Raw genomic sequence first — 20549 nt, 5'->3', positions numbered from 1 at the left:
TTAATACATAAATCCTGCGTCTGTAGAGGCCGTGTAAACATTCAAACACCTAGCTTAAGGTTCACGATTTAGTTTACAGAAAACACTTATTCTCCATCTAAGCCGTTAGGCGATTTTTATTTTCACCCCTAAACCACCTACTTCAGTAGGTGGTTATCATCAATTAGGCTTTATCTGAAGATCTACTCATGTTAATTGGACTCTGACTTTTAGCGAAGTAATAGAGGACAAAAAACATGAGTAGATATGAGAAAGCATCGCGTGTGTATTGGCGATGTCAAATATCACCTAGTCTGAGCACCTAGTCTGGACACCTAAATATAGGTTTAGGATTTTAAAGAGTAAACTTGGTAGGGATTTTTAATACAATCAGAGTGTTACCTCCAAATATTTAATTGTTTAATAGCTTTTAACAAGGTTTAATTTCGTTTGGCTTTCAGCCGACCAGTTGGAATGATACCTTGTTTTGGAATTTGGCGGGATGACATAAGGATTGGTCAGCATGAGATTAGTAAAAATCGATTTACCTAAATTTAAACGTTTTAAAGTGAATTGGGTTATTTTTATGCTGGTTACATTAGCATTGTTAATTGGGCAAAACTCTATTGCTTATGCAAGCATCCCTTCTGACCCCACTTTAAGCGGGCAACGTCGTTGCGCTGTGAGTGGACCGCGTGGCGAATGGGTTTTGGTTGGTGAATTACAAAACCGACAGATTTCAATTAATAACACAGATATTGGTGAAGTGCTCGCGACAGTAAGCCCTGTAGGAGGACAATGGGATTTTTTTTGTAACTGGGTATCAAATACAGGACATGGCAAGAGAGGTCGTTGGCAGCTAGGCTTTCATACGTTCAACACTCCTTCTTGGAGTGGTGATTCCAGCGTGTGTTTACCAGCTAATCTCGAACCTTATGGAATAGGGGTCAGGTATTTTAATTATAAAGGTGATGCAGTTCCTTGCAGTACTGGCGCTCATCTTGAGAGTAATCTATTAGCCTATGTACATGATCGTACTGTAATGTCTACAAGTTATAGTGGTAAAAGTGGCGTTTTTGCAGAGTTAGTGCGTGTTGGTACCTTATTACCGGGTACTCATCAACTGCCAGGTTTTGAAATCTATTCTCGTGGCTGGAACACTAATAGTTTTACTGGAGGCTGGAGTTACTTTAGCCTTGAATATCTGAATGCAAGCTTTGAGACCGCAGCCTGCTTTATGGCGGGTCACAATCAAATTGTAGATTTTGGTGAGAGAACAAGAGGTACTGAAGCGTATAGTAAACCTTTTCATATCACGCTTACAGATTGCGCTGGTCAAGATCTTATTGATTTTAAAGCCAGTGCTGATTTGACATTTGCTTCCTCCAGCATGAATACGGCAGGCACAAGGCTTGAAAATTGCAATGACAGTGATTGCGCCGATGGTGCGTATATCACTATTACCGAGCCTGACGGTGATCCTGTTAATCTGCGCTTTAATTACCCTTTCGATTCACAGCCTGAAAATATCGACAACCGCTTGAGCTTTAATGCCAATTTACATACTGAAAATACCACTGTAGGCAAGATAGAGGCTAGCTTAACCCTTATTGTTGCGTATCGTTAGTTGTGAGCATGGCCGTTTCTTCGCATCCAAGCCACCACGGCATTTGTGCATCCATTCATATCAGCTGTCCCAACTGAGCCGTTAGGCGATTTTATTGGAGTATGAGGAGCAACAGCTTCGTCGGGGCGGCAGGGACTCTTTATGAATGAAATAGCCAAGAGGGTGTTGCTGTTTCCCCCTCTTGGCCGTATGTGAGCTGGAAGCTCAAGACTTTTATCAAGCGCAGCTTGATTGCAATAGCTTCCTGCGCCAAAAAGTTCGACGCAAAAAAAAGCACAACCCTAACTAACATAGGATTGTGCTTTTCTTTTAGATTTTTGCTTTTCCGGCTTTTACCGTCTTAGCCGACACTGTCTAAGCTTTCTCGGCTCCTACCGTCTCAGTCTTTCCTAGAACCTAGAACCTAGAACCTAGAACCTATAAAGAAGGCTCTTCACTGTAATCCTGAGCGTGATACTCAAGACACATATCCACCTCATTGGCAGAACCTAAAATCACCGCTACACGCTGGTGAATTTCAGTTGGCTGAATATCCATAATGGTTTCATAGCCAGTTGACGCTTTACCGCCTGCTTGCTCAACCAAGAATGCCATAGGGTTTGCTTCGTACATTAAACGTAGCTTGTATGGCTTTTCTGGGTTCTTGTTGTCTGTTGGGTAAGTGAAGATACCGCCGCGACAAAGTACGCGGTGTACGTCGCCAACCATGGCGGCAATCCAACGCATGTTGAATGACTTTTCACGTGGGCCAATCTTACCTAGCAAAAGATCGCTGATGTAAGTCTGCATTGGCGCTTCCCAGAAGCGTTGGTTAGACATGTTAATGGCAAACTCGCCAGTGTCTTTGCTAATTGCCATTGCGCCGTTGGTTAGCAAGAACTCGTTAGTTTCTGGGTTTAGAGTAAATAGCTGTACGCCTTGACCAGTCGTTAATGCCAACATGGTTGATGGGCCGTATAGCACATAGCCTGCAGCAACTTGGTTGCGACCAGCTTGCAAGAAGCTCTTTTCAGTTAGCTCACCTGCAGGGGCTGGCAATACCGAGAAGATAGTGCCCACAAGTGAGTTGATATCGATGTTTGATGAACCGTCTAGTGGGTCAAAACATACTAAAAACTCGCCGTTAGCATCGGCTTCAACAACATAATCTTCCTCTTCAGAGGCGATACCACGTACTGTGCCGTCTGCCTTTAGGGCATCTTTGAGCATATCATTGGTGATGATATCGAGTTTCTTCTGTGTCTCGCCTTGAACGTTTTCTTGTTCTGTCGCGCCTAGCACGCCCGCTAGTGCGCCGTGGCGTACTGCGTGACTAATCTCTTTAGAGGTATTAGCTAGGGTCAGGATAAGTTTTTCAAGAGTAGGAGAAATTGCTTGTGATGTCAGGTTTTCAGCCAGAGTTTGCATCTTGTTTCCTATACAATTTTACGTGAGTAAATTGAGTTTGAGGTCAGGACAAAAGTGTATTCTTTATTATTGACGCGATGATACCTGAGAACGCTAATTTTTTCAGCCGTAAAGATGGGCTTTCTGCTTGATTGGCTCAACGGTTTTGGAGCATTGTTTTTGTTTTGCTAATGATTAAGGCACAATGTAGGCGAATTTTCAGCCTAACTGTCAGTTAGGAACTACTGAATACGATTTTGCGTTTAATCCAGGGAATAATAATGACAAAAAATTGGATGAGTTTACTGTTGGCTTCTTTGTCAGTGGTCGTTACACCTGCAACATTTGCTCAAGGAGCATCACTTCCCGGTGGCACTGAGCCGCTAACCATCGAGCGTATGTACGCATCTCCTGCTCTTGCAGGCAGCAGTCCTAGAGGCCTGAAGCTGTCTCCTGATGGTCTGCGAGTCACTTACCTTGCAGGTCGTAAAGACAATCAACATCTATATGATTTATGGCAAATGGATGTGGCAACCGGTAAGCAAAGTGTATTGATTGATGCTGATAAGCTGGAAGCGGGCGAGCTGTCTGATGAGGAAAAAGCTCGCCGTGAACGGCAGCGGATCTATGGTCAAGGGATCATGGAGTACTTCTGGTCTAAAGATGGCGAGGCGATCTTAATCCCTGCTGCGGGCAAACTGTATTATTACTCGGTGGCTGATAATAAGGTCAAACTGCTTGAAACCGGTGAAGGCTTTGCTACTGACGCTAGATTGTCACCTAAAGGTCATTTCGTGTCGTTTGTACGTGAGCAAAACTTGTATGTGTTGGATTTAAAAACGCAAAAAGTGACAGCACTGACAACCGATGGCGGTGGCGCGATTAAAAACGCCATGGCCGAGTTTGTTGCTCAGGAAGAGATGGGCAGAATGACGGGGTATTGGTGGGCACCCGATGAGTCGGCAATTGCCTATACTCGCATCGATGAATCGGGTGTTGAGCTGGTGACTCGTAACGAAATTTACGCCGATGGAATTAAGCTGACCGAGCAGCGTTATCCCTATGCTGGCGAGAACAACGTCAAAATTGAGCTTGGTGTGGTTACCTTAAACGACAAAAAAGTCGCTTGGGTCGATTTAGGTAAAGATACCGATATCTACTTGCCACGAGTTAAGTGGTTACCTGACAGTAAGCACTTGTCTTATCAGTGGCAGAGCCGCGATCAACAGGCGCTGGATCTGCGTGTTGTGGCAATTGATGATATCAAGAATGATAAAGATTTGGTGCAAGAGCGCAGCAAAGCTTGGGTAAACTTAAATGACGACCTGTACTTTTTAAAGCAGCAAAAGGCATTTATCTGGGCATCTGAGAGAGATGGCTTTAACCATCTTTACTTGATTGGCTTGGACGGTAAGGTGATCCGCCAGCTAACCTCTGGTGACTGGGCGGTAGACGCTGTTGAATATATCGATGAAAAGGCGGGCGAAGTTTACTTTACTGGCCGTAAAACCAAGGTCACCGAGAAGCAGCTTTATCGAGTGGCATTAGGGGGCGGTAAAGTAGAATCCATCAGTCAGCGTAGCGGCATGCACTCAACGGTATTTGCCGATAACAAACCAGTCTATTTAGATTACTTCAGTAGCCTTTCACAGCCACCTCAGGTGAGTTTGCACGATCAAAGCGGTAAGCGCTTAGCCTGGGTTGAGCAAAATGAGGTTAAAAAAGGGCATCCACTCTATGACTACTTTGGTCTTTGGCAGTTGCCAGAATTTGGTGAACTAAAAGCTGAAGATGGCCAAATGCTGCAATACCGTATGTTTAAACCAACCAACTTTGATGCTAATAAAAAGTATCCTGTGGTGGTGCGCGTCTATGGTGGGCCCCATGCGCAGCTTGTGGTTAACAGCTGGAGTCATCAAGACTACTTTACACAGCACTTGCTGCAGCAAGGCTATATTGTTTATCAGTTAGATAACCGTGGCTCTGCACATCGCGGCACTAAGTTTGAGTATGTGATTTACAAGCAGCTTGGAAATGTGGAAGTTGAGGATCAAAAGGTCGGTGTGGATTACCTACGCACATTGCCATATGTCGACAGTGATAACATTGCTATCTATGGCCACAGCTATGGTGGATATATGGCGCTGATGAGCCTATTTAAAGCGCCTGATTACTTTAAGGCGGCGATCTCTGGTGCGCCAGTATCTGATTGGTCTTTGTATGACACCCATTACACAGAGCGTTATATGGGGAACCCAAAGACCAATGTTAAAGGTTATGAAGCTAGTAGCGTGTTGCCTTACGTTGATGGTTATCAGTCAGGCTTATTGATCTACCACGGCATGGCCGATGACAACGTGTTATTTGAGAACAGTACTCGAGTCTATAAAGCATTGCAGGACGAGGGGAAGCTGTTCCAGATGATCGACTACCCGGGCTCAAAGCATTCGATGCGTGGTGAGAAGGTCAGAGTGCATCTATATCGGTCATTAGCAGACTTTTTAGACCGCCAATTAAAGCAATAAGTATGGATGGGTCGCGGCGATAAAATAGGTAGAGGGTTACCTATTAATTGCGGCGACTTTTATTTGTATGAATTTAATATTAATTATAATTAATAGCTGAAAGTATTTTGAGGGTAAATGGATCGTCAATTAATTATTCTTAAATATCAGTCGATTTATATAATATCAGGCGATATCTATAAGTAAGTATTATGATCGCTGAAGGAAGGGGTTGTTAAAATGGGGCTTGACCTAAGCCTGCTTGGCTTTATTTAAGTTAATACTCTAAATTGCTTATGGGTACAATTTTGAAACTCTGCTAACGATACAAAATATAGCCATAAAAAAAGCCAGTCAATCGACTGGCTTTTTATTCGCTGTAGCGCTAGTAGTACAGCTTTTAGAGCTTAGAATTAATCTTCTAAGCTACCGCAGAAACGGTAACCTTCACCGTGAATAGTTGCGATGATTTCTGGCGTATCTGGTAAGCTTTCGAAGTGCTTACGGATACGACGGATAGTTACGTCAACAGTACGGTCATGTGGCTTAAGCTCACGGCCAGTCATCTTCATTAGAAGGTCTGCACGGCTTAGGATCTTGCCTGGGTTTTCAACAAAGTGAAGCATCGCACGGAATTCGCTGCGTGGTAGCTTGTATGACTCACCTTGTGGGCTAACTAGAGAGCGGCTGTTGATTTCAAGGCTCCAACCGTTGAAACGGTAGAACTCAACTGCACTTTTCTCTTCTGAGTCAGTACCTGTGCTATTAACACGAGTTAATAGGTTACGAGCACGGATAGTCAATTCACGTGGGTTGAATGGCTTAGTGATATAATCATCGGCACCAATTTCAAGACCCAAGATCTTATCAACTTCGTTATCACGGCCTGTTAGGAAGATTAGACCAATATTATTAATTTCACGAAGTTCACGAGCTAATAAAAGACCGTTCTTACCTGGTAAGTTAATATCCATAACGACCAAGTTAACTTTGTTGTCTTGCATAGCCTTATGCATTTCAGCGCCGTCATTGGCTTCCGTTACCACATATCCTTCTGCTTCAAAAATACTTCTAAGTGTGTTTCTTGTTACTGCTTCATCTTCAACAATCAGAATGTGCGGGTTTTGCATATTAATTACCTAATTTCTGTCAATTCTAACCATGAGTATAAAAAGTTTATACTCCATCTAGTTATGCTGATAATTCACTGATACACGTAGTGCTTTCAAATTTGGTTCGAAACAGCAACACACTGCATGCGCTAGCAAAGTATGGGTATCTCACATATGGAAAAACGTGAACTGTATAAACTTTGATAAACGATAGTAGAAAAAAGTTCCTTACTTACCGTTTTGTATGAAGTTTAAATGTTAAATCAAACATAGATCACATTTGATACAGCTGTGTGGATTACTCTTCTATCTGTTTCAGATATGTGTAACAAAATGTGTTCGTTACATGTATCAGTATGAGTCAATCAACAAGCCTTATTGTACTCGTTTTAGGCATTTGTTAACAAATGAAATGTTAACAAAATTCCTCGATGATATGATTTAGATCACTTTTTGAAGTTTAAGGTATTGATTATATTGAGGTTGTTAAATTTGCAAATGGTGATATAAGTCACACTGTTAGGAGCCGCTTACGAGTTTGCTATAATAATTCCAACTAAATTGGAGAAATTGTTAGCAATGAACGACTCTGCTGAAACCTTGTGGCGCTATTATAGAGAAACTGAATTTCTGCTTACTCAATCATTATCCTCTAAATTATCCTTCGCGATTATCACCGCATATAACCCTAGAGGGGAGGTGCTGACCCCTTGTCAAAATGGTCTGCTTGACCGCCTGCTTCAGTATGAAATAGATAGATTGGGCTTTCCTTACCGTGCAATGATAGGTGCGTCGCAAGATAGAAAGCATATGGAGAAGAGCTGGGCGGTTGCAACCGATAAAGAGTCGGCTATTAAGCTTGGGCGTCTGTTTAATCAAAATGCCATCTATTATGTTGAAGCTGATAAGCTGCAACTCGTGCCTTGCTTACTGGTGAAAGAAGAGGCCTTTCTGGGGGCTTTTTCTCGTCGAGTCTGCAGGGTTCTGGAGCTCCCCGAGCTTACCTGATTATTGCCTGATGGTTCATATCCTATAGTATGGTTTTGCCCCGAACTTGTATAAAACTAAATCATCTTATATTTCCGTTGACTTGATTGGTCATTTTTTGATACTTTTTTACCTCTTATTTTGTATACAAAATAAGTACAGAAGAGGAGCGCTGACTAGGTAGTAAGTTTGAGGGGACCAAAACCCTGTGATGACTTATGAGGGAGATTAGCGCCGAGATATTTAACGCGGTTTTGGTATGCGCTTAAATGTCGGTTGTTCAGGCTGAATCCTGGCGATTGTCACCTATGTTTATTATGGTGGAGAGCTTCTGGTGACGATCGCTTTGTCCCATCTTTTGGGGTGCAATCAATAGCACCAGGCTCTTCGAACGAAGTTAGTTCGGAGCTTATTTCATGTTAGTTATTTTAAATACCCATTTCTGTACATCCCAGCCATCTCCAATTTTTAGGGAGGTGTTACTGTGTCTATAGTATCAGGATCTGTAACCTCTGCTTCTCAGTTAACTGTCGCCAAGTTCGGCGGCACGTCGGTGGCCGATTTTGACGCCATGCAGCGCTGCGCCGATATTATTATTGCTAATCCGCAAACCCGTTTGGTGGTGGTGAGTGCATCGAGTGGCGTCACCAATCAATTGGTCGCGCTTACTCAAGCCGAAACTACTATTGATGAGTCAAAGGCGCTGATCAAGAAGATCGCCTCAATCCAATATCAAATTTTAGATAAATTGGGTAACCCTAGCGATGTGGCCGCCAAGATAGATCACACCCTCAGCCATATATCGACTCTGGTGGAGCGACTAAAGCTGACCAGAAGTAAGGCAGTAATGGATGAACTCTTATCTCAAGGTGAGATGTGCTCTTCAATATTTTTTGCTGCCGTATTGAGAGGTAAGGGGGCTTGTGCATCGGCTTTTGATGTGCGCCAAGTGTTGAGAACCGATAGCCATTATGGCCGTGCAGAGCCGCAAATTGAGCAAATTGCCGAATTGGCACAAACTCATCTTAAGCCCTTACTTGCTGAGCAGGTGATAGTGACTCAAGGCTTTGTGGGTGCCGATAATGAAGCTAACACCACAACCCTTGGTCGTGGTGGCAGTGACTATTCTGCAGCGTTATTAGCTGAGGCACTGCAAGCCGATGCCGTGGAGATCTGGACCGATGTTGCAGGGATCTACACTACCGATCCTCGTCTCGCCCCCAATGCACGCCCAATCGCTGAAATTAGCTTTAATGAGGCAGCCGAGATGGCAACGTTTGGTGCTAAGGTTCTGCACCCGGCAACGATTTTACCTGCGGTGAGACAAAAGATTCAGGTCTTTGTTGGCTCAAGTTGGGCACCTGAACAGGGCGGAACTTGGATCCGCCATAAGGTCGAGAGTGAGCCTGTATACCGAGCCGTAGCGGTGCGTCGAGATCAAACCTTATTAAATCTCCATAGCTTGCAGATGCTACATGCTCAGGGCTTCCTTGCTGAGACATTTGCGACTTTAGCTCGACATAAGATCAGTGTCGACTTGATCACTACCTCAGAGGTTAACGTCTCTTTGACACTAGATAAAACAGGCTCAGACTCAAGTGGGCAAGGGTTATTGAGTGAGGCGTTGCTGCAAGAGTTGTCACAGCACTGCCGAGTGCGTGTCGAAGACGGATTAGCCCTAGTGGCGGTGATTGGCAATAACATTGCCTCGACGGCTGGTGTGTGCCGCCGAGTGTTCGGAGTGCTAGAGACCTATAACGTGCGCATGATCTGTCAAGGCGCTAGCCCCCATAACTTGTGTATCTTAGTGGATGAATCTGAGGCGGCCAATGTGATTAGTGCTCTGCATGAGAATTTGTTTGAAGCCTAGTTAATAGATAGGGATGAACAGGAAACCGAGTCATTTATGAAATTTACCCAAACGACCCTGAAGGTAGGCGAGTTGGCAACGGGACAGGAGCTGAATGTTCCTGTCTACCGACTTCTTGCACAGGACCTTAGTGCGCCTAGCGTGTTTATTCAAGCCAATGTGCATGGCGCCGAGGTACAAGGTAACGCGGTGATTTTTCAGTTGATGAAGCAGCTGGAGGCGATGGACGTTAAGGGGGAGGTAACTTTACTTCCTTTGGCTAACCCCTTAGGGATTAACCAAAAAAGTGGTGAGTTCACCTTGGGGCGTTTCGATCCAATCACGGGGGTTAACTGGAATAGAGAATATCTCGATCATAAAGTCGATGTAGCCAGTTGGTATCAAGCGCACAGTCACTTAGATGACAGGGCGCTTATCCAAGCATATCGTTCGCTTCTAATCGAGTCTTGTCAGTCTCACCTTAACAGTGAGTGGGGCGTGACCACGGGTAAACGCCTGGCGGTGACGCTGCAGTCGATGGCTCATGCAGCCGATATCGTCATCGATCTGCATACGGGTCCTAAGTCTTGTAAACATATGTATTGCCCAGAATATGATGCAGCTTCGGCATCCTATTTCTCTATTCCCTTTACGCTTGTGATCCCTAATGACTTTGGTGGCGCAATGGATGAAGCAGCATTTTGCCCATGGTGGCAGCTGTCTGAATATGCGCAATCACAGGGGCGAGCACTAGATGTGCCGATATCGGCATTTACTCTGGAGTTAGCTAGTCAGGAGCGTATCGATATGGATGATGCGCTTAATGATGCGCAAGGGATCTTGGCTTACTTAAGCCATCGCGGCGTGATCGACGATAGGGTTGAGCCGGCAAGAATGCCAAGATTTGGTTGTTATCTGAAAGACTATAAGAAGTTTCACGCGCCAACGGCAGGCATGGTTGAGTATAAGGCCGAGCTTGGTAAGCCTCTAGCTGCAGGTGAGACTTTAGCAAATATATTAAGGCTGGATCTGTATGGCACAGATAAAGAATTGACTGCGCTAAGCCTTCAGCAAGATTGCGTGCCTATTTTGCATTTCGCCTCGGCTTCGGTCTATCAAGGTACAGAGCTTTATAAGGTGATGACTAATCTGTTTGAGTTGTAGTTTATTCGAAGTCTCCAAAATATTAGATGTTATGATAATGTACAAATTAAAGTACAAATTCGTATATAGATTTAATTTTGGAGCAATCTTATGAGACCCATTTCCTTGTTGGTACTCTTGTTTTTAAGTACTGGCTGTACTTCGGATAAAGATACTCAAGTATCAAGTTTACAGGTTAAGCCAAGCAAAGAAGAGACGACCGCTGAACGAGTTACAGGTGTCGTGGCTGAACCCTCAGTCAAATCTTCAATAAAGCTAGAAGCTGGTACATTTGAGCAACGTGGTCATAGTTATCAACTGAATGGTGAAAAATATACGACGGAGTCAGCTCGATTAGTTAAAGGGGTCGCTGTTTTCAATTCGAAGATGTCGGAACAAGGGGTACTCAAAGGCAGCTTTGTTGTTCAATGTCAGCAAGATATCGATTTTATGAAACAGTCCTTCTCAATTGAGTCTATTGCATTAGAAACTTATCGCCTAACCCCATTGGAAACACATGCTGATTTATACGATTTGTACCAACGATTACAGGGGTATGAACAGTTGAGTCTAGTTGAAATAGAAATTGATTATAGTAGGCATCGAAACGCTGAACTCTACTAAATATGAAAGCTATTTCAAGAAGAGGTAAACAGAAAAAAGCCATAACGTATGTTATGGCTTTTTCGTTAAGTGCTTTTTAAAGCGCTATCTTATGCTTCTAAGACTACTTACGGCGACGTAATGCCGTAAGTGGTAGTAGCAGTAGAGATAACCAACCTAATGAACCGCCACCAGTATCAATCGTCTTAATGACTAGCTCATCTTCAACTTTGACGCTGACTTTGCTGGTTACATCGGCTGTACCATCGTTTACAGTAACTTCAAACTCAAGTGTTTCATTTGCTTCCACCATAGGTGCGTTGAAAGTCGCAACGGCTTTGTCTGCATCAACAAGTTCTACACTTGTACCAGATAGTTGTTTCCAGCTGTAGGTATGACTATCGGTTGCGTTAGGATCAACAACTGTAGAGGATAGTGTCACTGCTTCACCTTCATCTACACTTGACGCACTAGCACTTGCAGTCACTGTTGGTAGACGGTTTTCGCAGGCGTAAGTGTCACCAGCTATTACATTAGAGAACAGGCTCGTTTGTGTATTAGTGAATGTGATGTCATCAATATACCAGCCAGCAGCAAAACCATACACAGGATCAGGAACAACGGCAGAGTCTGTTGCAATACGGAAGCGGAATTGTACTTCGTTACCATTCAAAGACTCACCAAAGCTTATTGTTTCCCAGCCATAATTGAGGCCTGAGAAAGTGCTCTGTCCGGCAATAGCAGCTTCTGTATTTTCAAGAGCTGTATCTGTATAGCCATCACCTAGGAATGTGCCACCCATTTCGGTAACGTCTGCCCAATCTCCACCATTGATACGGACTTCAACAACGGCGCCATCATAGCCCGCTTCTAAGTTATAAAGATGCCAGAAAGCAATGGTGAACTCACCATCGAACCCCACAGAGGTTGGACGTGTTTCGTACCCTACATCAGAGGTAAAGCTATTACCTGTTGCAGAGATTAAGCCATCAGTCTCATTCCACTGATCTAGACCAAAGGTACCACTTGCCATGTTGCCACCAACCATAACGGTTTCGGTGAAGTCCTTGAGTCTTGAAAGTGTATTTAAATCTTCATATTGCGTAGTGCCAACTAACTCTCGGGTCTCAAAGTCCACATTTACAATAGTTGAGAATGTATACTCATCAGCTTCAAGCTCATCGACAAGGTCTGGCACAAACTTAAGTACTAGCTCTTCACCAGTGCCTGCTTCGTTTAGTGTAAATTCAACAGGAGCACTTGTGGCTGATGAGAATAGATTGACATCAGCAAAGCTTACTTTGCCATCGTTAGCAAAAGTGACATCGTGATCACTTACAACTTCGATAGTCCCTGTTAGGCCTGTTAGCAGACTATCTCCACCATTTTCAATTGTGAAGCTAACAGTGCCAGTTTCGCCTTTATCCAAGATACTATCTTTTGAGCAATACCCTAGCGTTAACCCTTCATAGTCAGTATCCAATTGATGCTCTGTCACGGCGAAAGCATCTAGAGTGGTTTTGTATGACTCTACAACACCTGCATGATCCGTTGAGAAGCGGCTTGGCGATTTAGCTCCAAGTCCCATACCACGGCGAGCGAAAGCACCAAGAATGACTTTATAATCTTCTTCATCATTTGCAAATGCTGCGGCTAAAAGTGCATCGCGACCTTCTGTAAAGGTCGGAGCCATAGGCATCATCTTATAGCCTGCAACAAGGTAGCCTTTCATCAGCTCTTTTGCTTCATCAAACGTATGTCGCTCATCATTGGCTAGGCCAATGAATGCATCCCATAACATAGCGGCATAAACGGAGCCTGAGCCATGGACTTGAGGATTGCGCTCAACATAAGCGAAGGTAGATGGATTGATTTCCATATTAGTCGAATATGGGAATTCACGAATACCATTAACAAAACTTGCTACATAAGTGATACCACCATAGGCACCTGCATAGTTTTCATTGCCTGCAACTAGGTTATCTGAAGCATCCGAGCCTAATAATAATGCATGGAAGTCTCCGAAACCTTCACCCATAGATCGAGCTTGGTTACTACTTAAGCCTGAACCATTACCGACTAAACGGTTACTGATGTAGTGTCCCCATTCATGTGCGACAATCGCGTTATCCCATGAGCTGTCCTTGAAAACTCGAGATAAATCATTCTTGAACATATCTATCGATATCGTTTCATTAGCGTCTAACAATGAATAAATATCAGTTGCTTCGTTTTGTGAAACCATCATTGCTGGAATAGTGATGCTTTCATCATCTCCTGCCATAGTAATAACGGCATCGCCATCTTTGTTGTTCGCAATAATGACAGCAATCGCGCCAGCGTCTTGGGCATGCTTTACCTTTTGAGTAAATGCACATGCACCACGATCGATTATTGCAATGTTACCTGCAATATCAGCTACATTTGCCGTTGCTTCACAACCATCGTAAATAGTGCCTGGCTCACCATCAGTCATATCTGAGCCATCATCAATACGAACTAAATTGCCAGAAACCTTAAATGTATCAGGACCAAATACTGAGAAACCAATGTTCTCTAACATTCCTATTGAGGCATGTGATGTGGCGGCAATACCAAAATCAACTCCATTTTCAGCCCGAGTTGTTTCCCACAAGTACATCTGCATGCGTGGTGAGCCACCATCTGCAGGGGTACTCATATTGGCATTGTTAAAGCCGGAGTTGTCTTGGACTTCAACGTTTAGAGGATCACCTTCAACACCACCACGGCCGTAGTTTGACACTTGAGCATTGCCGGAAGCTTCATCAAAACCGTGATCATAGTAATCATCATGTAAATAGTTATTCATGAAGAATAGGTTAACAATCGCAGCTTTTCGATTGTTTACTGAATACTCAGCTTCTTCATCATTGTATGAATAATCGAATGTATTGCTGCTAGTGATTTCTGCAAGATAATCGCCGTTGGAAAGCCCTTGCGGTGCAACAGCATCAACATATGCGGTGACGTTATTGCCTTGTGTTGATGTAGCATCGCTTGCCAACCAAGGATCTCTAGTGCTAATTGGCCCGTGTTTTAACGCCACCATAGGAGCATCTAGGTAAGGGGCCGTTAAATAAGCATTAGTGTCACTTCCTGCAGGGGCTGGCATCACATTACCATGTGGGCTATCCCATGGTTTTCCGTCTGTATCGGCATAAACACGGTAATTAAAATCAGCAGCGTGACTGGTTAGGTTTTTCTTGAATAGAACCTCTCCAGTACTTACTGAAATGACATAGCCAAAGTATTCAGAATCTCGGCTGTCAAATTCTCCTGTTTCCAATTCAACATAGTGAGCTGCAACTAGCTTGTTTTTATGTTCGAAGAATACTTTTTTCGCTCGCGGTTCACCAACAATGACTTTGCTTTTCGATGAGTTAACGACGGCAAATTTTTCATACTTGTCGTTTGATGACTTCACATTTAATGTAATGGCACTTTTGTCACCGCCCATAGCATTAAATGCCGCACTAATTGAATTTGCCGCATCTCCGAAAGCGCCATCAATGTTCTTTATTGCTGATGAAACTGATTGAGCAGTCCTTTCAGACGCTAAATATCCTGAAGATGCAACAAGTTTAAAGTCACGATCCATCATGATGTTAAATTCACGATTGAATACTTCTACTCCAGAAACTTCTTGTTTGTACTTTGCAATGATAGGCCCGCGACCTAAATCATGTGTATTAACAAGAACGGCTTGAGCAACTCCTTTTTTCAAAGAAGATTGTCCAGTGAGTTGCCCTAAATAAAATTCTGCAGCATGAGAAACTTTATTCTCAATAGGTAGCGCACCTAAGCTAGGTGCTGATTGATTTTTACTCGCCCATTGGAATGTGGTTCTAGCTAGTTCAGTATCATACTGATTGAGCATTCCACTAACAGTTGGTGCGTTGACGCGTTTATTTTGATGTTTAACAGTTTGAGTTGCATCAAATGATTTGTAGGTGGGAGACTCATCAGCATGGCTGACTGCAAGTGCTGCATTCGAAACGAGTGCAGCAGTAATCGCGATAGATAATTTAGTTTTCACAACAAATTCCTTGTCAATTATCCCTACCCAGTTATGGGTAGGTTTTTTATATTTCTATAATCTAGTTACCACTTATCTCTTTGTGGCTGACAAGGTTTTAACATAGGTTTGCAAAATTTGTAACAATTGTATCAAAGAAATAATATTAATTAATTTTGTTCATTTTTAAGAAAGGGCTATAGGTTCTTAGTTATTCTTTTTTGTTTTAAGGCTTAACCGCCCGTACGATGGGGTTTTGCAAACTAATTAGGGTTTCGGTCGACTGGATCTCATCGATAGACTGGATGCGATTAATCAATACATGCTGCAGTCCATCGATAGACTGGCACATTACCTTTACAAACACACTGTAGTTACCTGTGGTGTAATAGGCCTCAACCACCTCTTCGAGTGCATTGAGTTTAGATATAGCGGCTGGGTAGTCACCGGCACTCTTCAAGTTGATACCGATAAAACAGCATACATCATAGCCCAAGGCTTTAGGGTTAACGGTGATCTGAGCCCCTGTGATGATGCCCGCCTGTTTCATCTTCTCAACGCGAACATGGATAGTTCCAGCGCTGACACCGAAACGTTTAGCCAGTTCGGCGAAAGGGGTTCTGGCTTCTTTCATTAATGCTGACAGGATTTGGTTGTCGAGAGAATCTCTTTGAAATGGGGCTTCCATAATAAATTGGTCAATTGCTTATTGGTTAGTTAAACAATTTACGTATTTTTTGATGAATATTCTACTGATTTATCGAAGAAGTGCTGAAGGTAGCACATATCTATCTTGCAGAGACTTGTCTTGGCATGAGGTAAAGGGGATGACGCTGAGCTTGTATGTGCTAAGCATAATTAAAAGTGGCAAAGTTTTATCGAGCGATAGCGCCAAAGACTATTTCGTGTCTGTTGACGCTCGACATTAAAGCAATATCAATCAGCTTTACTGCTCGCCCTCTGCATCCATAAAAGGGGCATCGCAACTAAAGGTCATTCGCTCTTTAGTGTAGGGGTGAGTAATAGTCAGTGACTGAGCATGCAGCAGTAGCCGTGGAGCGAGTCGTTTTGCTAACGGATCTGCATAGAAGTTATCGCCTAAAATAGGGTGACCTAGTGCCATCATATGCACTCGCAATTGGTGAGAGCGCCCAGTAATTGGTGTTAGTTTGACTAAGGTTGAGCGTTTGCCACGGCTGATCACTTCATAGTGGGTCTGTGATGGCTTACCTATTTTATGATCCACCTTCTGTTTGGGGCGATTTGGCCAGTCACAGATAAGTGGTAGATTAATCGTGCCGTGGTTCTCTTTTACATGACCAGCAACTCTTGCGTAGTAGGTCTTCTCGGTTTCTCTTTCTCTGAATTGACGCTTGAGTTCTGACTCGGCGCTGCGCAGTAAAGCCACAACAATAACGCCAGAGGTGGCCATATCTAATCGATGAACGATTTTTGCGTCTGGAAACTCTGCCAATACTCGAGTGTAGGTGCTGTCTGCATGGGCTGGATCACGCCCCGGCACAGAGAGCAGCCCCGATGGCTTATTAACAACCATAATATCTCTGTCTTGATGTAAGACTTCAAGCCATGGCGTAGTAGGAGGAGAGTAGACGAAATCAGTCATGATAGAACCTTATTAAAAATGCGCGGCAAAGATACCTCTTTGGCCGTTCTTCATGCAAGCAGATTCGAGCCAATCCATAGTAACTTGTTGGTTATTGCTCTGGCGGGGTTAGGAGAACCCATGGCCATTAACATGCATGATGGCAAAGGTCCAAATCACAAACGCCAGTGCGCAGTGGATCAAGGCGTAGAAGGATTGATCTAGGCGTCCCATACTTCTGGCATCCCAGATCAGATAGAGATGTAGCAAGATAATGATAGGGAAAAGGGCTAATAATGGGTACAGGCTTAGTACGCTGGCATCACCAAAAACCAAGCGACTGATTAGTGCCCAAACAACCATAAAGCCTGTGACGATAGGGGGAAGCGCAACTCGATATTGTTCTGGATAGGGGAACATAGCTGGCCTCCATTTCATGCTGTTTTATGGCAATGTGTACTATACCTGCGGCTTTTGAGCGATAAGCTGTGCCTTATAACTTGCCGAAGGTAACTCTCCTAATCGATCTTCAGCGTAATGGAGTATGCCCCAATTGGCAAATAATGCTTTTAATTCACCCGTTTTGAGTAAGAAGTTGGGATTTTTGGGGCGACCAATTTGCGCTTGTTGTTCGGTAAAGGTCTCGTAAATAAGGAGCCCTCCGGGCTTGATGCTATCCTTTATCTGCGCGAACAGTGGTCGATGTAGGTAGTTAAAAACCAGTACGATATCGTACTGCTCGGTAGGGAGGTGCGGCGCGCTGCCATCTTCGAGATCCCACTCCAGTAACTCGATACTGCCATCGTCTGCTGTAACATCTAGTCGAGCTAGATTTTGGTCGAGGTAGCTTACATGGCAGCCCCTGTCGCTAAACCACTGACCATTACGGCCGCTACCACAGGCAAGATCGAGTACCTTGCAACCGGGTGTTAGGTAGTCTGTCAGTGCTGAAAACTGAGTAATCAGCTCTGCGCTGCTAGCCTTTAACTTCTTTTCTGCCATCTAGTCTGCGTCCATGTATTACTGAGAAATGTCGTAGCCCAGCTGGGCCGTGAGATACCACTACAGATAATAATACAATAGCGATCAGCAATTCAGGCTTATATGCGGCAAAGGGGATAAATAAGCCTAACATGCCTAGTTTTAGCAAGGTTAATACGCCCTTTAGTTGGATCAACCAGCGCCAGTCACGCACAATCTCCCAAGCCATCATGGCGGCGCCCGTACTCATCGCCATGATCCAGTAGACTAGCCATTGTTCCTGAGGGACGTGCAATAAAATGCCACCGCCAGCTCCGGTGATCCCCAATATGTGTAAAGCGCGTAGGGCGGTTTTAGAAAAACGTTGGATCATAAATTGTTTTTCGGTGAGTTCTTTTCTGGCCATATTTAAGGAGTCTTGTGCTGCTAAATTGCAGCAAATCTTATCAGGAAATGACTATTTGAAAAGCGTTGAGAGATCACAGCTCAGACTTACAGTTATATATTGTCTATTTTAGCCGCGGTAAGACTGAGCCGCGCAACAAATCTGTGAAGCAGATATCGATACCTATTTATAGTTAGTGGTAGGCTAATGGGCATATGCTTACTCCTTGCTATTGTTGATATTTTTATGCTCAGTCAATAATGGCTTCGATCTGAATGCTTAAGAGAATTTATCCTTAACTCTTTAGTAAAGCCTCAGAATAAGCTGGAAAGCGAGCTGTCAGGAGCTCGCTTTTTCTTTGTCTAAAAACTCCCTCTTAGTTAGACATAGCTCCATGGCCTACAAGACAAATCTACCAATATCACATACACTGGTTACGGTTTTCCCTTCTCATTTAGGTAAGGTTTCTACAATGAAAATAGGCTTCTTTAGCGCTAAACATTACGACATCCAGTATTTCGATCGCACCAATGCCGCCTTCGGTGCCAATATTGAATATTTCGATTATCGACTGTGTATGCAAACGGTGAAGTTAGCAGAAGGCTTTGAGATCGTGTGTGCCTTCGTCAATGATTCACTGTGTGAAGAGGTGCTGGTGGAACTCGCACAGGGCGGGACCAAGATAATCGCTATGCGCTGCGCGGGCTTTAACAATGTCGATCTTGAGGCCGCCGAGCGTTTGGGAATGAAGGTGGTAAATGTGCCAGCCTATTCTCCTGAGTCGGTTGCCGAGCACACAGTGGCACTTATGCTGACCTTAAACCGTAAAATTCATAAAGCCTACCAGCGAACCCGTGATGCGAACTTCTCACTAGAGGGCTTGGTGGGCTTTAATATGCATGGCCGCACTATCGGTGTCATCGGTACGGGCAAAATTGGTCTGGCGACCATCAAGGTGCTGCAAGGTTTCGGCTGCAAAGTTGTCGCCCATGACCCTTACCCTAATCAAGCGGTAATTGATTTAGGCGTCGAGTATTTACCGCTGGATCAGCTGTACCCTATTTGCGATGTGATCAGTTTGCACTGCCCACTGACAAAAGAGAACCATCACCTTTTGAGCCAGAAGAGCTTTAGCCAAATGAAGCCTGGCGTTATGGTGATCAATACTAGTCGTGGCGGCTTATTAAATGCCCTCGATGCCATGGAGGCGCTTAAGTCTGGTCAGCTAGGCTCATTGGGCTTAGACGTTTACGAGAATGAGAAAGAGTTATTCTTTGAGGATAAGTCGAGTGAGATCATTCAAGATGATGTCTTTAGGCGTCTATCGGCATGTCACAACGTCATTTTTACTGGCCATCAGGCATTCTTAACCGAGGAAGCCTTAAGCGCGATTGCACATACAACACTGACAAACGTAACCCAGTTACTGGCGGGAGAAGTATGCCCTAATCAGTTGTATTAGAATACTTCATCATTCGCTCGTCGCGAATGTGGCGAGCGACTATCTAGTTACCAGCATCTAAGGAAAGAGAGCCGATGATCATTACTCAAGAGGTCCACGATATTTCCACCGCAACGGGAACCATGCGGACTTACCTATACCGCCCCGATTGTGATGGGCAATTTGCCACTATTATTTTCTATTCTGAGATCTTTCAGCAAACGGCGCCGATTGCCCGTGCTGCTGCAATCCTTGCTGGTCATGGTTTTGTGGTGTTAGTTCCAGAAGTGTTTCACGAGCTTAACCCTATCGGTACCGTGCTTGCCTATGACGATATAGGTAAAGATAAAGGCAACGCAGACAAGTTTGCTAAGCGGCTTGAGGATCATGACACCGACACCGAAGCCTTGGTAGACTTTGCTCGCAGCCTAAGTTTTTGCAGCAGTAATATTGGTAGTATGGGGGTGTGTATCGGTGGCCATTTAGCTTACCGCGCTGCACTAAACCCCGATATCCAAGGTGCGTTTTGTTTATATCCGACCGATATCCATTCCAACACTTTGCCCTGCGACAAGGGGAATGACTCCTTAAGCCGAACGGGCGATATCGCAGCCGAGTTGGTGATGGTGTTTGGCAAGCAAGATCCTCACGTATCTAGCGAGGGACGCAAGCTGGTGTATGACAAGCTTGAGGCTACAGGCGTTAAGTTTAACTGGCTGGAAGTCAACGCCCAACATGCCTTTATGCGTGACGGAGATAGCAGGTATGATCCAGCGCTTGCGCTGCAGATGTACTTGCAGGCGGTGGCATTTTTTCAGCGAACGCTTAAGTAATAGACTAAGCATCAGATGCTTTAATCGAAGCAAATAAAAAAGGGCCAGTATTATTGGCCCTTTGCAGATCACGGAGTAAG

16 protein-coding genes, 1 pseudogene and 1 riboswitch are annotated in these 20549 nt (G+C 44.1%); of the genes and pseudogenes, 9 read left to right on the top strand and 8 right to left on the bottom strand.

The features are described 5' to 3' along the window. Nucleotides 1-236: 236 nt before the first annotated feature. A pseudogene (locus K5Q92_RS18800) lies at nt 237-358 on the top strand (IS200/IS605 family transposase); the annotation flags it as partial. A gap of 144 nt (nt 359-502) precedes the next feature. Further along, complete coding sequence (locus K5Q92_RS18795) at nt 503-1606, top strand: fimbrial protein (protein ID WP_220770419.1); 1104 nt, start codon at nt 503-505, stop codon at nt 1604-1606. A gap of 417 nt (nt 1607-2023) precedes the next feature. On the opposite strand, the gene K5Q92_RS18790 is transcribed toward K5Q92_RS18795, so the two are convergent. Then, complete coding sequence (locus K5Q92_RS18790; protein ID WP_028765718.1) at nt 2024-3013, bottom strand: class 1 fructose-bisphosphatase; 990 nt, start codon at nt 3011-3013, stop codon at nt 2024-2026. A 260-nt stretch (nt 3014-3273) separates the two neighbouring features. On the opposite strand from K5Q92_RS18790, the gene K5Q92_RS18785 reads away from it, so the two are divergent. Next, a complete protein-coding gene (locus tag K5Q92_RS18785; RefSeq protein ID WP_220770418.1) occupies nt 3274-5517 on the top strand; it encodes a S9 family peptidase in 2244 nt (747 codons plus the stop codon). 392 nt (nt 5518-5909) lie between these two features. Here K5Q92_RS18785 and arcA read toward each other — a convergent pair whose 3' ends face one another. Further along, nucleotides 5910-6626: a two-component system response regulator ArcA gene (gene arcA, locus K5Q92_RS18780; protein ID WP_012153996.1), complete on the bottom strand. Its 717-nt coding sequence runs from the start codon at nt 6624-6626 to the stop codon at nt 5910-5912. 561 nt (nt 6627-7187) lie between these two features. Here arcA and K5Q92_RS18775 point away from each other — a divergent pair. From K5Q92_RS18775 to K5Q92_RS18760, 4 genes are all read left to right on the top strand, one after another. Continuing rightward, nucleotides 7188-7616: a DUF3293 domain-containing protein gene (locus K5Q92_RS18775; RefSeq protein WP_220770417.1), complete on the top strand. Its 429-nt coding sequence runs from the start codon at nt 7188-7190 to the stop codon at nt 7614-7616. A gap of 133 nt (nt 7617-7749) precedes the next feature. Beyond that, a riboswitch (Lysine riboswitch) is annotated at nt 7750-7934 on the top strand. Nucleotides 7935-8079: 145 nt separating this feature from the next. Then, entirely contained in the window at nt 8080-9465 is a 1386-nt protein-coding gene (gene lysC / locus K5Q92_RS18770) for a lysine-sensitive aspartokinase 3 (RefSeq protein WP_374758456.1), read from the top strand. 36 nt (nt 9466-9501) lie between these two features. Beyond that, on the top strand, nt 9502-10608 hold the full coding sequence (locus K5Q92_RS18765) for a succinylglutamate desuccinylase/aspartoacylase family protein (protein ID WP_220770416.1): 1107 nt from the start codon (nt 9502-9504) through the stop codon (nt 10606-10608). A 90-nt stretch (nt 10609-10698) separates the two neighbouring features. Next, complete coding sequence (locus K5Q92_RS18760; RefSeq protein ID WP_220770415.1) at nt 10699-11211, top strand: hypothetical protein; 513 nt, start codon at nt 10699-10701, stop codon at nt 11209-11211. A gap of 103 nt (nt 11212-11314) precedes the next feature. Here K5Q92_RS18760 and K5Q92_RS18755 read toward each other — a convergent pair whose 3' ends face one another. From K5Q92_RS18755 to K5Q92_RS18730, 6 genes are all read right to left on the bottom strand, one after another. Continuing rightward, a complete protein-coding gene (locus K5Q92_RS18755) occupies nt 11315-15247 on the bottom strand; it encodes a rhombosortase-dependent M36 family metallopeptidase (RefSeq protein WP_220770414.1) in 3933 nt (1310 codons plus the stop codon). A 205-nt stretch (nt 15248-15452) separates the two neighbouring features. Next, nucleotides 15453-15914 (bottom strand): transcriptional regulator AsnC, encoded by a 462-nt coding sequence (asnC, locus tag K5Q92_RS18750; protein ID WP_012275918.1) that lies wholly within the window; start codon nt 15912-15914, stop codon nt 15453-15455. Between the two features lie 258 nt (nt 15915-16172). Further along, nucleotides 16173-16850 carry a bifunctional tRNA pseudouridine(32) synthase/23S rRNA pseudouridine(746) synthase RluA gene (rluA, locus tag K5Q92_RS18745; protein ID WP_220770413.1) on the bottom strand — a complete coding sequence of 226 codons (678 nt, stop codon included), beginning with the start codon at nt 16848-16850 and terminating at the stop codon, nt 16173-16175. A 108-nt stretch (nt 16851-16958) separates the two neighbouring features. Further along, nucleotides 16959-17249: a hypothetical protein gene (locus K5Q92_RS18740; protein ID WP_220770412.1), complete on the bottom strand. Its 291-nt coding sequence runs from the start codon at nt 17247-17249 to the stop codon at nt 16959-16961. Nucleotides 17250-17288: 39 nt separating this feature from the next. Then, nucleotides 17289-17831 carry a bifunctional 2-polyprenyl-6-hydroxyphenol methylase/3-demethylubiquinol 3-O-methyltransferase UbiG gene (locus tag K5Q92_RS18735; protein WP_220770411.1) on the bottom strand — a complete coding sequence of 181 codons (543 nt, stop codon included), beginning with the start codon at nt 17829-17831 and terminating at the stop codon, nt 17289-17291. Then, entirely contained in the window at nt 17806-18216 is a 411-nt protein-coding gene (locus K5Q92_RS18730; RefSeq protein ID WP_220770410.1) for a hypothetical protein, read from the bottom strand. The genes K5Q92_RS18735 and K5Q92_RS18730 overlap by 26 nt, the downstream gene beginning before the upstream one ends. A 451-nt stretch (nt 18217-18667) precedes the next feature. Between K5Q92_RS18730 and K5Q92_RS18725 the strand changes: the two genes are divergently transcribed. Further along, complete coding sequence (locus tag K5Q92_RS18725) at nt 18668-19657, top strand: 2-hydroxyacid dehydrogenase (RefSeq protein ID WP_220770409.1); 990 nt, start codon at nt 18668-18670, stop codon at nt 19655-19657. 74 nt (nt 19658-19731) lie between these two features. Beyond that, nucleotides 19732-20469, top strand: a complete 738-nt coding sequence (locus K5Q92_RS18720; RefSeq protein WP_220770408.1) for a dienelactone hydrolase family protein — start codon at nt 19732-19734, stop codon at nt 20467-20469. Nucleotides 20470-20549 lie beyond the last annotated feature (80 nt).

Origin of the sequence: Shewanella sp. MBTL60-007, from assembly GCF_019654915.1 — a bacterium.
Classification (GTDB): domain Bacteria; phylum Pseudomonadota; class Gammaproteobacteria; order Enterobacterales; family Shewanellaceae; genus Shewanella.
Note: the sequence above shows the minus strand (reverse complement) of the source record. Positions and strands in the feature narration are given on the sequence as shown.